Genomic DNA, 14,648 nt, shown 5'->3' on the forward strand with positions numbered 1-14,648 from the left:
TACATCTGAATTGGAGGTAAATTTATTTTTTTCGAGAATCTAACATTGAATTTGGACATAAAAAAACAAACTTATAAACACTAATTATTAAATTATGCTAATCGATATTAACCCGAAATTACCAATGCGTAACAAAAGTGTTACCAGGGAATATTATATAAATAAGTTGGGGTTTCAAGAATTTGGGAGTGCTGACTTTGATGGTTATTTGATGATGGAAAAAGATCAAATTCAAATTCACTTCTTTGAATTTAAAGAACTGGATCCTAAAGAAAATTATGGCCAAGTATATATTAGAACTGATAACATTGACAACTTTTACCAATTATTATTAGACCATAAAACGAGTATTCACCCAAATGGTAAATTGGAAATCAAACCTTGGGGACAAAAGGAGTTTTCTGTTCTTGACCCGGATAGTAATCTATTGACATTCGGACAAAGTCTTTAGAAATAAAAAACGAATCACTGATACGCTTTATAATTAATTGTTTCTGTAATTCATTATAGAAATCACTTGCTAATGAACATTTCTTAAGGAACACTAAATAAATATGACAAACTATAAATTAATCATAATAGTATTTAGCTTTTTATATTTAGGAAGTTGTGGCATCCATAATAAATCCTATTCAAAAAATAAAAATTGGCTTGAGGGTACATGGACCGGAATAGCATTTCAAATTGACCTCTCTGAAGACAATCAATGGACAATTGAATTAGATATAGACATAGAAAAAGAAACTTACAACATCTCATATCCCAGCTTGAACTGTTCAGGGAATTGGAAACTGATAAAATATTCAGAAGACCAAGCTACATTTATGGAAGTAATTAAAAACAACACATCAGTTTGTATCGAACACGGTATCATAATTCTTTCCAAAATTGATAATGAGCGAGTTTTATATAGTTATTTTTACAATGATGGGGTTAATAGTGATGGCAAAAAAGCTACTGCTTTTTCTACATTAGAAAAAAACAAATAGTAGCTAACAACACCATATAAATAATAGTGTCTATGAGATACCTCTCTTTATAGCTATCCATTGCGTAATATCAATCACCCAAACATTTTTAAGTATTTTTTATCATTCGAATAATACCCAAACATGAAAAAACTAATTTTGCTAGTATTAGGTATAGTGCTAACATCCTGTTTAACTGCTCAAAGCACTACAATTAAAGCCCCTAAACTAAGTCCATTTCAAAAAACTCAAACAAAAATTGGTATTGTCGATGTTTCTTTAGAGTACTCTCGTCCATCCATGAGAGGAAGAAAAATATTTGGTGACCTTGAACCTTTTGACAAGATCTGGCGAACTGGTGCAAATAAAAACACTAAAATAACTTTTTCTGATTATGTAGTAATTGAAAACGTACAATTAACGCCAGGCACATACACTATTTTCACAAAGCCCAATCCGGATACATGGGATATTTATTTTCATACTGAATTGGATGAATACGGTGTGCCGGATATCGTTAAACCTGAAAATATTGTTGCGAAAGTTACTGTTCCTACCTTTAAATTAAATAAAGACGTAGAAACTCTGTCAATAACATTTGATAACATGACTGGAAACTCAGCTATGTTGGGAATTGCATGGGAAAGAACGTATGTTTCCGTATTGATACAAATACCAACAGATAAAATATTAAAAAAAATATTAAAAGAAGATAAGATTTCTCTCGCTAAAAAATATGCTACATCCGCATACATTTATTTTGACTTAGAAAAAGATAATAAAAAAGCTCTGGAAGCTATTAATAATTCAATAAGTATTCGTGAAAATGGTATAACCTTTGAAGAGTTATTAAAAACTGCTGACCTGCGAGATAAAGGATTACTTGCTAACTATTCTATGAAATCAGAAATACTTATAGATTTAAATAAGAAGGAAGAAGCGCTCAAATATGCCAACAGATCATTAATAATCGCTAATAAAATTAGTAATGAATGGTGGATAAAACACAACACTAAAAACATAAAGGATTGGAGTAATGATTAAAATGATATACAACAATTTGTTTTTAGGGGATTTCAGCGAAAAAACCAAGAAACATGTAACAATCCAAAAGATTAGAAACTAATTTAGTGTATTATCCAATCTTTAAAATTGTGTAAATTACTTTCATTAACAAATATTAAAAAAGAATAAAACCTATGAAAGTCCACATAGAAACAGAGAGATTAATTATAAGAGAGCTAGAAGAATATGATACGAAAGGGATTTTTGAGCTCGATTCAGATCCGGATGTTCATGAATATTTAGGAAAAAAGCCCATAAAGACAATGGAAGAGGCAAAACAAGCGATTGACTTTATAAGGAATCAATATCTTGAGAATGGAATTGGACGTTGGGCTATTATTGATAAAAAAACAGAAGATTTCATTGGTTGGACTGGATTAAAATATAAACAAAGATTAAGAAAAGATTTTAGTTACTATGACTTAGGTTATAGACTCAGGAAAAAATATTGGGGAAATGGAATTGCTACCGAAACAGCGATCGAATCTCTTAAATATGGATTCGAGAAATTTAATTTGAAAGAAATTGGTGCAGCAGCAGATGTTAATCATGTAGCCTCGAACAAAATTCTAAAAAAAATTGGTCTAAAATTTATTGATACTTTTGACTATGAAAGTGTGACTCATAATTGGTATAATATTAAAAAATCTGAGTTTGTTTAAAAGAATTTATCAAATCATTGCCAACCTGAAGGTCATCAAAAAACTTTTATACTTGATGAAGATGGACTTGTGATTGAATTAATTGATTTAATCGTTCAAGATGCTATTTATAAAAAACATGTAAATTGATTGGCTCAAACACAGTTAACCTACTCATAAGCAACAAGTTATAACTCTTCATAATTAGAGAAGTTAAAATTTATAAGAATTACAAAAAATACACAAGATAAAATATGTATATCAAGAAAATTTTAATAATATTTTTAATCTCATTATTAATATTGAACTGTAAAAAGGATGAAGATCTACTAAATGTTCCAACAGCACAGTACGCTCATTTTTCGGTTGATGATGTCATATCTGCATTACAAGATGTATCAAACGAAAATTATGAAAGTATATTCGATCATCCTTTTTTTTCTGTTTGGAAGGGTCTTCACGATAATTACGGAGCTACAGTTACATTTAATTTATTCTATTCTAAACAAGGATTTGATTTATCTCAAATGACAGAAAAATTTAAAGCTCAATTTATGGAAAATAGTTATTGGTTAAAATTTTCATTTCATGCAGGAGATGTTAATGAAAATTATAACTCTTCTGAAAATAATGCAAATGCCATAATTCATTATAACAATACATATTCTCAAATTATTAGGTTTGCTGGCCAGGAATCTCTTGAAACATTTTGTAGGCTTCACTTTTTTAGTGGAAATAAAGACTTATTTATATCTCTTAAACAGACAGTATATGGGTTAAATGGTATTCATACAGCAGACGATTTTAGAGAATTAAATTCTGGTTTGACGCAACAAGAATTGGACAGTATAAATAAGCATAATAAATATTATGATGCTATAAATAAGCTTTATTATATTCGTTCAGAACGGAGATTAGATAGAGAAACAATAACCGAAGTCACTCAATCATTTCAAGATAATATCAGTAGTACTTCAGATTCCAAAATTTATAATTACTTTCTTCACGAAGCCACGGCAGTTAATCAATCTCCTGTTTTGGATAGCTTATGTAAATTGATAGTAGCTGAAGGTATAAAATTTGACTTTCCAAGTAATAACATACCATAACGATGTATAAAAATAAATGGATTGCCTAATTTTAAAAACCCTAATAACATAATTCTTCACAACAATATCATTTTCTAGGGTTTTCTAATTTAAACAAAGTGGATATAGACAATGAAATAATAATTCGTGAAGTGAATGTAAATATTAAGAGAAAAAGTGGCTTGAAAAGAAACATTGAAAAATCAAAAAACAACGAAGATTCACTATTGAACATGTTGAATAAATCAAAAAAAAACCAGATAAGAAACAAACGCATAATACTATATATTTCATTTAACAAATAGTTTATCTTTACTATCACTACGTGAAAACAATCACAAAACTGAACATGTATTTAACATTTTTCATCATTCTATAAATATGCTAATCAAAAAATATACATCTAATTGGATTACAGAATTTGAAGATTTAAAGCAGCAAATTAGAAGTGGTTTAAGCGGAATTAAGTACCAAATCGAACATGTAGGAAGTACATCTGTTCCAAATTTGGACTCAAAACCTATAATTGATATTGATATTATCTATGAAACTGAATTAGAGTTTAAAGAAATTAAAGCAGGATTGATTAAAATCGGATATTATCATAACGGAAATCAAGGAATTGAGCAACGAGAGGTTTTCAAAAGAACAGGTGAGGCTTTAACAAACAAAATGTTAGATAATATAACTCATCATCTTTACGTGTGTCCAATCGAGAGTAAAGCATTGGAAAGACATATCCTATCCAGGAATTTTTTGAAAAAAAATGATAGGGCTAGATTGGAATATCAAAAAATGAAATATGAATTAGCAGAAAAAGCCAATCAGGATAAAAAACGATATGCAGCATTAAAAGAATTGAATGTTAATGATTTTATCGATGCAATTATTGAGAAAGAAAAAGCGAACATTCAGCATCAAGCATAATATCATAGCAATCAGTAAATAACTACTACATCTAATATAGCATCTGTGTTAAAGTCTACATCCGTTTTTATAAGTTTAATCTTAATGAGTTTGATAGGTTGTTCAGATCAAAAAACTGAATATATTGAATTAGATTTTGAAAATGATTTAATCCCTGAAGGAATTGCTATAGACAGTAGGACAAAAAAAGTATATCTAAATAGTTTAAAAAACAACAAAATAGTATTCAGTGATCTTGATGGTGATAATCCTAGTACATTTCTTAAATCCAAAGAGCATGGCTATTTATCAGGTTTTGGGATGACGATCAAAGGTGATACCTTATATGCTCTTAGTAACAAACTTACCGGACAAAGTAATACATCAGTCTTACTACTTCTGCAGCTCTCTACAAAAACGCTTATTGATTCATATACCATTACAGATAATGATTTTCGTTATTTAAATGATTTAACAATTAGTACCAAAAATGAAATTTTTATAACTGACTCTGAAAGCAACAAAGTATACAAAATAAAAAGACCTTCTAAAAAGATAGAGATTTATCTCGATTCTGAAGAAATAGCCAATTCAAATGGCATAACCATTTCGAGTAATGATAAATACCTTTATTTGGCATCGACCAAAGGAATACGAATTGTAGAAATAGATACTAAAAAAGTATTGAACGAAGTGAACAAGGAGTTTTTAGGCATAGACGGATTAAAATTTTATAACAACAATCTTTATGGTATCGTTAATGTACATTCAAGAGATACATCCAAAAATGGCCTTTTCAAATACAACCTCAACAATAATGGAACGGGAATCCTAGAGAGTAAAAAAATAGTTGAATTCAGAGAAAATTTTAATATTCCCACAACCCTTGACATATGTGATGGATACATCTATTTTGTAATCAATACTCAATTGGACAATTTTGACGGAAATACGAATAAAGTTCTAGATTTGAAAAAATTAGAATCTTATAAACTTATGAAAATCAAAGCGCAATAAAACATAAAACACATAACAAGATATATCTGATCATCGTTGATTAGTGATTGATCTAATGGTTGTTGCATTTTTATAAGGCATAATACTTACTTTGAAAGAAAAATTAGCAACCAATTCGCAAATAAACCGAAAAGCATGGTAACATTTTGCAATGTTACGACACATATATCAAACGTTATAATAAATTAAGACCCTAAAAAACAATGAAAAATCATTACCTACTTACAATTTTATTATTCTCAATTGTACTCAATCTATTCGGTCAGGAAAAAAAGTTTTTAGCAGATATAAATGGAGATCAAAAAGATGATTTCATAACTATATCTAAGGAAGAAGGTGAATTAGTAATACGACAAAACTATATAGGAAGTAGTGATTATGTTTTTACTTTTCTAAGTGAAATAGTGTTTAGTCCTTCCATCAATTTTGACTCTTTCACTGTTGCTGATATCAATGGAGATAATAGAGCTAATTTAATCTTAATAAAAAATACACCCGCTGGTAAGGACTTATGGTATTTTGAAATATTACCCGAACAATTCCCATATATTGAACATACTTTTATTCCCATTTCTGAAAGTAATAACACCAAACAAGTATTTGCAGACATCAATAATGACAATAAAGAAGAGTTAATCCTAATCAAGAACTCTGGTTTAGATAAAGAACTCTGGACATATAATTATAGTAATGGAGAATTTTTATATCAGGACAACTCGTATACCAAATTTACTGACGCTTATTTTAAAAAGGAATATTTTGCTGATATAACAGGAGATGATAAAAAAGATTTAATATTTGTACAACATTATAATAATGATCAACGTGTTTGGGTTTATAAATCTGACGGAGTTAAGTTTGATTACTTAGCTTATACCAATTTAGTTGGTCAAAAAGGAAAGGAAATCTTTTTTCTAAATTCAAATACAATTAAAGATAATTTTTCAGATTTAATTTTAGCTGGTAACACACCTGAAGGTAAAAAGCTTTGGCTCTACGAATCTGATGGAGCTAGATTTAACTATGAAATAACGAATACACTTGCAAATCATAATGATAAGCTTCTCTCATTTGGAGACTTAAATAATAATGGAACAGACGATTTAATAGTCAATGAGGGCACAAACGTTTGGGCTTACCATAATTACGGAAATGTTTTTACTTATGAAGAACCTTCTTATTTGAACTTTAAATCTATCCCTCCGAATAGAGAAAATGAGGAGTTTTCGATATCAGAATGGAAAAATGCAGGTTACCAATCTAATATTATTCCGATCCCTGAAGATACTTGTTCAAATTGCATTGTTAAGATGCCTGATCCAGTATTGCATTCAAATCAGAATGATTTAAACCTTAAGGAAAAATTGATTGAAGCTGCAAATCTTAAGATTCAATATCCTAACGAATATATTACAGTACAATTTCAAAAAGGAACATACCATCTTTCTGACACAATAAATCTAGGAGATGAAGTCAAAATTGATAACAATCAGTATAATCTTTCAAAGATTATTTTAAAAGGTAAAGGCACTGTAGCGGACAATAATTCAAGCTATACCGAAATTATTTTTGATATTAATGTGGATTCATCTGGTATACCTAATAATAACAATTACGTCCAAATAACTAATGGCTCAGAAGTAGGTGTAGAAAATTTATCTATCAAATATGAGCCATCAAATACTATAGAATGTTATGTAAACTTAAAAGGATTTAGATTAATGGAATTTAGAAAATCCAACAATTGTTGGGTAAAGAATGTTGAGTTATCTGGGGTTTATAATGTTGGGATAAGCCTTGCTTGTTCAAATAATATCGAAATTAGGGATAGCTTTTTTCATGATGCTTCATGCTTTGGTGGCGGTGGACAAGGGTATGGTGTTGCTATTTCTGGAAAGGATTGCACAGATAATTTAGGAGGAAAGTATAATAAAATAGAAAATAATATTTTTAAAAAATTCAGACACTCAATGCTATTAAACCACAATGCAAAATATAATGTTTTTGGATATAACTATTCAAGAGAAAAATCTGGTAATGACTTAGGTGACCTAATTTTACATGGAGGTAATCCAAATGCCAATTTATTTGAAGGAAACTATGTTGAGTACATTGTTTCTGATTATCAAAGTGGAGAAAACAGAAATGGGGAAAATAATACGATTTTCAGAAATTATGTATATAAAGAATCTGATGACTTAGGTAATATCTACTTAGATCATACTGAAAAAACAAACATAGTTGGTAATGAATATAAAAATGTCATCTTAGTCGATTCTCTCTCTGAAAATACTGCTTATATAATGTATGATAATAACTACAAATTATTTAATGGGGATGGAACAATATTAAAAACATACAATTTTTTAGCAGATCGGTCATTATACTTGAATGAAAAACCTAGCTTCTTTAGCGGTTACAATGAAGTTTCATGGCCTGCTATAGGTCCTATGACAATTGATCAAATAACCGTTAACCAAAATATACCCGCAAAGCTTAAATGGGAAAATTATTACAGTTCCAAAACGAAAAAAATAATTCAAAATAATTCTTCAAGTTTATTATCCGATACAATTGACTTTATAGTTTCACCAAACCCCAGTAATAGCGGTATTTTTTATTTAGAAATGAATAGTAAAGAAATAACTCAAGTAACACTAGAAGTTAGGTCCTTATTAGGAGAGCTTATAATTGATAATAAACATAGAATAGATAAATCAAAACCTAATTTGATAAAAATAGATATAAGTAATAACCAAAATGGAATTTACATTCTAAAGGTAAATAGTGGAAATAATAGCTATTACAAAAAAATTGCTAAGAAATAAGAACTTGCTATAACACAAATGTATGAAGCCATAATGCCTTAACAGGGCATTAAGCTTCATATACTAAACGCTGTGTGTAACTATATCTAACTCATTAAAATTACTCTTTTTCTAATTTTGCAAAACCAACTGTTTTTCTATACGCATCAGGTGAAACACCTACTTTCTTTTTAAAAAATCGACTAAAGTAAAACTCATCCTGATACCCAAGAGCAGCCGCTATCTGTTTTACAGGTTTAGAAGTTAAATAAAGTTCACGTTTCGCTTCTATTACAATTCTATTGGTGATTAATGAAGTGGGAGTTTGGTTTAAATATTTTTTCACTATTCCTGCTAATGTTTTTGAACTAATACATAAAATATTAGCGTACTCCTGTGGCGAATGTATTTTGGAATAATTACTTTCAATAGTATCCACCAGATTTTGCAAAACTTCTGATTGACTATTTGTGAATTTTAATACTGCATCTTTATCAAACTGTTTTTTTTGCCTAACCGCTTCTATTAAAAAGACCTTTAAAAAAGCTACCAAAACTTCATGTTGAGCAATCGAATTTCTATTCATCTCATTAGAAATTTGATGTATAAGGTTAAAAAACAATTTTTCCTCAAATATTTTGAAAAAAGGGAGTCCATGAAAATTACTAAAGAGCACACCTTCAGTTTCGATCTCATTCTGATGTCTATAGGTACAGAAAAAATCCGGATGAAAATTTAATAAATATCCAGAGCAAGCTTTTTCAGAAGTTAACATAAATGGCTGATAAGGAGATAAACAAATCATGTGATTTCCTTCTAATTGATACTTTGAAAAATCTACTGTTACATTAAGATCACTACAACTTAACAATAGTATTGAATAGTAATTTTTTCGCTGTAAATGATCAAACTGATTGAGATCTTTTAATTCCTCTAGTCTAAATGCTAGTTCACCATTTTGCTTATCAATAATAATTTGGGCCATAATTTACTTATTATTGGTTCTTAATTTTTAAATAATTTAGAATCGAAAAGAAAAGAGTGCTATAATATTATAACACTCTTTTCTAAAGGTAAGAATTATTTTGAAGCTAAAATGTCAATTTTTTGGATTGCAGAAGGCTGAAAACCTTCTAGGATAATCGGAGCATTTTCCATAAGAGCAGCGGCTATTTTTCCTGTAAGGTGCGTATCTCTTCCTTTATCTTCTCTAAAAGTATCGAATATAGCATAGGTAGATTTATCTAATTGGATAGCATACCAAGATAGCGTTTCAGGCTCGTCGCTTACCAACTGTTTACCAGCTTGAAGAAAATTCTCTACTGCCGCAGATTTTCCTTCTTTAGCTTTCAAGAGCACTAATAATCCTTTGTTTTGCTCTCCATTTTTATGATTAGAAGCAATGAGATTAGACGGTTGTATACTCACTTTAACATCGAAATCTTCTAACAAATCATCTGCATTTGCTAATAAAGCTTTCGCTACTTCACCTGTTAAATGCGCTTGCCTGCCTTCATCATTTTCAAAAGTGTCAAATATTCCGAAAGTACGATCGTCTATTTGAAATGCAAACCAAGATTCTGTTTGGGGTTCGTTGTTAACTAATGCTAATCCTCCTTGTAAAAAATCTTTAACTGCTTGCTCTTTTCCTGATTTAGCTTTTAAAATTACTAGTAATCCGATGTTTTCTTTTGCCTTGTCTTTCATGTTATTATTTTTAGATTTAGAAAATACTTGAGTAGAAAACCCTAGAAGTATTGCTAGGATTATTAATTTTAATGGAACTGTAGTTTTCATGATTTCTTGAATTTTGTTACAGTGCAATATTAGAGAGATATAAGAGGCCAAGGAATGGACATTCTTAACTAAGGCATGGACAATTTTCTAAAGTGATAAAAGCTACATCTTTAAACTTAACCTATCGTATGTATTCAAGGTATATTACTCTATAATTTCTTAAAAGAGATTGTATATAATTAAAAAAGTATACCGGAACAAAATAGTGAAAGTGTATGATATCGTAATTATGGAATTAATAGGAAAGATGATTGACCATAAACAAAACCAATGTAGTGGCTATAAGGAATTTGATAAACTTATAGATAACCCTAAAGTAATTTAAAAAATTGTATACAAGGTAGTTACTATAACACCTCTACCATTATTTAAAACAACAGACAGTACTTGTTTTTCTTCTTTGACTTTAAAATTAAATGGTGGAGCCAATATGTCCAAACCGCTTTGTTTTTTAAGTCTAATTCCTTGTCCCGAAATGATATCCTTATTAGGTACAAAATCCCCTTCAGGTATATGTTCTGTCAAAATAATGTATTTAAAATTTGTCAATTTACTTAGTACATTCTGTACTTCATTATTGGATAAATGCTGAAGTACTTGTCGCACTATAGCACAATCTCCAGAAGGCAAATCATCCATTGCAATATCCAAACAGTAAAATTCTAAATTTGCTTCTTTAAATTTTTCTTTATTATGAGTTATAAGGTCTGTTACTATATCAACCCCAACATACTTCTTAGTATGTCTTACCAATTGTTTTCCCACGTTAAAATCTCCACAGCCCAAATCGCATACCACAAGAGAGCTTGTAAAAGACGTTAAGAATGATGATAAAACATCGATATATGGACGTACTATCTCTGGATGGTGAGACCCTGAACCTGAATAAAAATCAGAATTATTACTACCCCAAAGTTTCTTTTCATACACCTGCTCCATAGCATCTTTAGTTGGCCAAGGTTCTTTTTTTCTTTTAGCGTTGCTTTCTTTATTTTTCATACACTTATGTGCCAATAACATACAATTACAGGGAATTCAAATTTATTCTTAAAGCAAACCTACAAATTATATACAATAACATACATATAGTAGAATTGTATGATGTAATTTATTCTTATTTTAGAGTATAAGAAACTGAACAAATACTTTCCTGTTCTGGATATGAAATTCTTTAGATTTCTTCAGTACGAAACTTAGATATATTGTTATCAATCATTATGAAAAGATTGATTTAAATACTTTTTATTGAACTAAAATCTTCTAAATAAAATATGAAACATACACCTGAAGATGGTTTCCCATATTATTTTGACTTAGTAAAGGATACAGATTGTATTCCACTTTTTTCTTCTTTATCAACTATTTCATTTCTTAATTCCATCAATGAAGAAAAAGCTACATATCGCTATGCAGCGGATAAATGGAACATAAAGCAAATTATCGGACACATTACTGATCATGAAAGAATAAAGATATTTCGTGCATTTTTACTAAGTAGAAATGAATTAGTGCAACTCTGGGGCTACGATCAAAACTTCTTAGTAGATAATAGTCGTTTTGAAGAGTTAACTTTTATACAATTAATAACAGATTTTATAAATGTAAGGAAAGCATCTATTAGTTTTATTGAGGCATTGTCACAAAATCAATTGAATACAAAAGGAATGGCTCAGCAATATGAAATCACACTCGAAAGCTTTCTTAAGTCTATTGTTGGTCATGAAATGCATCATATAAACATTATCAAAGAAAGATATTTCTCATAAATACTAAGAGTACGTTTTTCCTCTTATTTGGGCTATAATGCTAGATAATGAATTAGATAGATTTTTTTTTAAATTTGAAGAAACCAATGATTATATGATATTTGAAACACATCAACTGACTCCTCCAATTGGCGATTACATTGAATCTATATTTCATTTTAAAGATTTTATACCTGATCATTCTATCGAACGAGTTGTGCCAACAGGACATGTATTTATCATATTCGAATTAGATGATATTCTTAGAAATACATTTGACAACTCCACATTAAAACCTAAGAACACCTTCACAAAAGCATGGATATCTGGTATCCATAAAAACTACATATCCATATCTGCGCATCAAAAATCAGAGATGTTTGTGATTCAATTTAAATCATTCGGAACATATCCCTTTTTTCATTTCCCTTCGGAAGATTTGAGCGAAAAAATTCTTTCTGCAGAGGAAGTTTTTGGAGAAGAACTCATACAACTAAGAGAAAACTTATTAAAACAAAAAACATCTCAAAAAAAATTTAGTGTGGCTGAAAAATGGCTAACAAAAAGGTATAATGAATCCAAAACTCCATCTAAAGAATTACTTTCTATAATAGAGAGACTACAAAAAGAGCCGGTAACAAATTTTAATAAAGTAATTGAAAGTTATCCTTATACTCAAAAGCATCTCATAGATCAGTTTAAAAAATACGTAGGAGTAACCCCTAAATATTACCAACGTATTTTACGTTTCAACGAAATTCTACAGCAAGTTCGACAAAAAGAAAATATATCCTGGTCCCAGATTGCTTATCAATGTGGGTATGCTGATCAATCTCACTTTATCAAAGAGTTTAATCACTTTTCTGGTTTTAATCCACAAGAATTTATCAAACAAGAATTCGACAAAGATGAGCCCAATTTTTTTCCTTTAGATAGAGAAGGTTAATTTTTTACTATCCAGCAAAAAAGTATTTTCCTAAAATTGTTCTTTTAAAACAGACACATGGATATAGCAGCTACTTTTGGAGCAATTAATTGGATATCGGTAATAATAGCCACATTATCAACTTTTTTATTAGGAGGCATTTGGTATGGCCCTCTATTCGGACGCACTTGGATGACTTTGTTCAACTTTACAGAAGATGATCTTAAAAAGCGAAGCATCCCTAAAACATCTGGAATTTCATTACTACTAGCTTTTATTGCTACTATCATTTTGGAAATGTTTATTGGTAAAGAAGCCACAGCTATATTCGGGACATTAGCAGGTTTTTTTGCAGGATTTGGTTGGGTTGCTACATTTTTAGGGATTTTATACATTTTCGAAATGCAATCTTTAAAAGCATATCTAATCAATGCCGGATATTGCGTATTATCATTAACTTTAATGGGTGCTATTTTAGGCACTTGGTAAAATCAACTATATGGATCAAGCACTACAAACAATGATTAATAACATGCCTGAAAAAACAGGTAAATCTTTAGATGAATGGAAACAAATTTTAAAGAAAAAATCATTTGGAAAACATGGAGAAGCAGTGAAATTCTTAAAAGAAACACATGGAGTCACTCATGGTTTTGCCAATACTATTGTTACCCTATCCAAAGAATCAAATGATACTCCTGATGATTTAGTAACAAATCAATACAAAGGCAAAGAAAACCTAATTTCTATTTATGAAAAATTGCTAACTATTGTAGACTCCTTGGGTAGTGATGTTATTAAAACTCCTAAAAAAACAAGTGTAAGTATTATTAGAAAAAAACAATTTGCATTGATTAAACCAGCGACTAAGACAAGAATTGATTTGGGTTTAAAACTAAAGGACAAGCCCACAACAGAACGACTTCAAAACTCTGGCCCTTTTGGAACTATGTGTACCCATAGAGTACAGTTACAATCGATTGACCAAGTAGATACAGAGTTAACAGAATGGTTAAGAGAAGCTTATAAAATGGCCGAATAGTATATCTATTCCACACTCATGTTATAGTTAATGTATTCATCTATTGTTTTACATAAATAGCAGTAAAAGGTTGTTTTAAACTTTATATTTTATTTATGATATAATTCATCTCATAATATGAATTAATCAAGATATTGCCACTGATTATTTATATTCTTAAAACAAAATTCACATGAACATTACATTAGAACAAGCAGAAAAAATTATTACTGCTGCCAAAGAAAAATCGATTGCCTTAAATACTAAAATGAATATCTCTGTAGTTGATTCTGGAGCAAATCTAGTCGCTTTTGCTCGTATGGATGGAGCTTGGTTAGGTTCACTGGATATTTCATTAAAAAAAGCAAAAACCGCTCGCTTCTTTGATATGAATACTGGTATCATTGGAGAACTATCTCAGCCTGGAGGTTCTTTATATAATATAGAACATTCTAACGGAGGCTTGATAACCTTTCCAGGTGGAGTTCCTATTAAAAACGAAAACGATGAAATTATAGGTGCAATCGGAGTAAGTGGTAGTACTGTAGAAAATGATCATGCTGTAGCAGAAGCTGGTGCCACTGCATTATAACAATCTAAAAAAATACGTGTAGGTTATCATCTAGAATTAAATTTTGATAATCTACGCGTTTTTAATTGTAGTACTC

General features: G+C 29.7%; 16 protein-coding genes. 13 read left to right on the forward strand and 3 right to left on the reverse strand.

The window, feature by feature from the left end:
• Positions 1-94: 94 nt before the first annotated feature.
• The 8 genes from Q0975_RS15735 to Q0975_RS15770 all read left to right on the forward strand — a co-directional run bounded on the left by Q0975_RS15735 (position 95) and on the right by Q0975_RS15770 (position 8,513).
• Positions 95-451, forward strand: coding sequence for a VOC family protein (locus tag Q0975_RS15735; protein WP_299438361.1), 357 nt, complete (start codon positions 95-97; stop codon positions 449-451).
• Between the two features lie 103 nt (positions 452-554).
• The gene (locus tag Q0975_RS15740) at positions 555-989 is read left to right on the forward strand and encodes a hypothetical protein (RefSeq protein WP_299438363.1); all 435 of its coding nucleotides are present in this window, start codon (positions 555-557) and stop codon (positions 987-989) included.
• Between the two features lie 123 nt (positions 990-1,112).
• Positions 1,113-2,012 (forward strand): DUF2911 domain-containing protein, encoded by a 900-nt coding sequence (locus tag Q0975_RS15745; protein WP_299438365.1) that lies wholly within the window; start codon positions 1,113-1,115, stop codon positions 2,010-2,012.
• A 155-nt stretch (positions 2,013-2,167) separates the two neighbouring features.
• Positions 2,168-2,695: a GNAT family N-acetyltransferase gene (locus Q0975_RS15750; protein WP_299438367.1), complete on the forward strand. Its 528-nt coding sequence runs from the start codon at positions 2,168-2,170 to the stop codon at positions 2,693-2,695.
• 281 nt (positions 2,696-2,976) lie between these two features.
• Positions 2,977-3,783, forward strand: coding sequence for a hypothetical protein (locus tag Q0975_RS15755; RefSeq protein WP_299438369.1), 807 nt, complete (start codon positions 2,977-2,979; stop codon positions 3,781-3,783).
• A gap of 360 nt (positions 3,784-4,143) precedes the next feature.
• Entirely contained in the window at positions 4,144-4,689 is a 546-nt protein-coding gene (locus Q0975_RS15760) for a GrpB family protein (RefSeq protein WP_299438371.1), read from the forward strand.
• An 84-nt stretch (positions 4,690-4,773) separates the two neighbouring features.
• Complete coding sequence (locus Q0975_RS15765; protein WP_299438373.1) at positions 4,774-5,685, forward strand: SMP-30/gluconolactonase/LRE family protein; 912 nt, start codon at positions 4,774-4,776, stop codon at positions 5,683-5,685.
• A gap of 203 nt (positions 5,686-5,888) precedes the next feature.
• A complete protein-coding gene (locus tag Q0975_RS15770) occupies positions 5,889-8,513 on the forward strand; it encodes a T9SS type A sorting domain-containing protein (RefSeq protein WP_299438375.1) in 2,625 nt (874 codons plus the stop codon).
• A 100-nt stretch (positions 8,514-8,613) separates the two neighbouring features.
• Here Q0975_RS15770 and Q0975_RS15775 read toward each other — a convergent pair whose 3' ends face one another.
• The 3 genes from Q0975_RS15775 to Q0975_RS15785 all read right to left on the reverse strand — a co-directional run bounded on the left by Q0975_RS15775 (position 8,614) and on the right by Q0975_RS15785 (position 11,288).
• Positions 8,614-9,477 (reverse strand): helix-turn-helix domain-containing protein, encoded by an 864-nt coding sequence (locus tag Q0975_RS15775; protein WP_299438377.1) that lies wholly within the window; start codon positions 9,475-9,477, stop codon positions 8,614-8,616.
• A 95-nt stretch (positions 9,478-9,572) separates the two neighbouring features.
• A complete protein-coding gene (locus tag Q0975_RS15780; RefSeq protein WP_299438378.1) occupies positions 9,573-10,289 on the reverse strand; it encodes a hypothetical protein in 717 nt (238 codons plus the stop codon).
• Positions 10,290-10,610: 321 nt separating this feature from the next.
• On the reverse strand, positions 10,611-11,288 hold the full coding sequence (locus tag Q0975_RS15785; RefSeq protein ID WP_299438380.1) for a class I SAM-dependent methyltransferase: 678 nt from the start codon (positions 11,286-11,288) through the stop codon (positions 10,611-10,613).
• A gap of 272 nt (positions 11,289-11,560) precedes the next feature.
• On the opposite strand from Q0975_RS15785, the gene Q0975_RS15790 reads away from it, so the two are divergent.
• The 5 genes from Q0975_RS15790 to Q0975_RS15810 all read left to right on the forward strand — a co-directional run bounded on the left by Q0975_RS15790 (position 11,561) and on the right by Q0975_RS15810 (position 14,572).
• Positions 11,561-12,055, forward strand: coding sequence for a DinB family protein (locus Q0975_RS15790; RefSeq protein ID WP_299438382.1), 495 nt, complete (start codon positions 11,561-11,563; stop codon positions 12,053-12,055).
• A gap of 94 nt (positions 12,056-12,149) precedes the next feature.
• Positions 12,150-12,980 (forward strand): AraC family transcriptional regulator, encoded by an 831-nt coding sequence (locus Q0975_RS15795; protein ID WP_299438384.1) that lies wholly within the window; start codon positions 12,150-12,152, stop codon positions 12,978-12,980.
• A 57-nt stretch (positions 12,981-13,037) separates the two neighbouring features.
• A complete protein-coding gene (locus Q0975_RS15800; protein ID WP_299438386.1) occupies positions 13,038-13,448 on the forward strand; it encodes a DUF1761 domain-containing protein in 411 nt (136 codons plus the stop codon).
• A gap of 10 nt (positions 13,449-13,458) precedes the next feature.
• Complete coding sequence (locus Q0975_RS15805; RefSeq protein WP_299438388.1) at positions 13,459-14,001, forward strand: DUF4287 domain-containing protein; 543 nt, start codon at positions 13,459-13,461, stop codon at positions 13,999-14,001.
• A gap of 172 nt (positions 14,002-14,173) precedes the next feature.
• Positions 14,174-14,572 carry a heme-binding protein gene (locus tag Q0975_RS15810; protein WP_299438390.1) on the forward strand — a complete coding sequence of 133 codons (399 nt, stop codon included), beginning with the start codon at positions 14,174-14,176 and terminating at the stop codon, positions 14,570-14,572.
• Positions 14,573-14,648 lie beyond the last annotated feature (76 nt).

The sequence above is a fragment of the uncultured Aquimarina sp. genome (assembly GCF_947500065.1).
Taxonomy (GTDB): Bacteria; Bacteroidota; Bacteroidia; order Flavobacteriales; family Flavobacteriaceae; genus Aquimarina.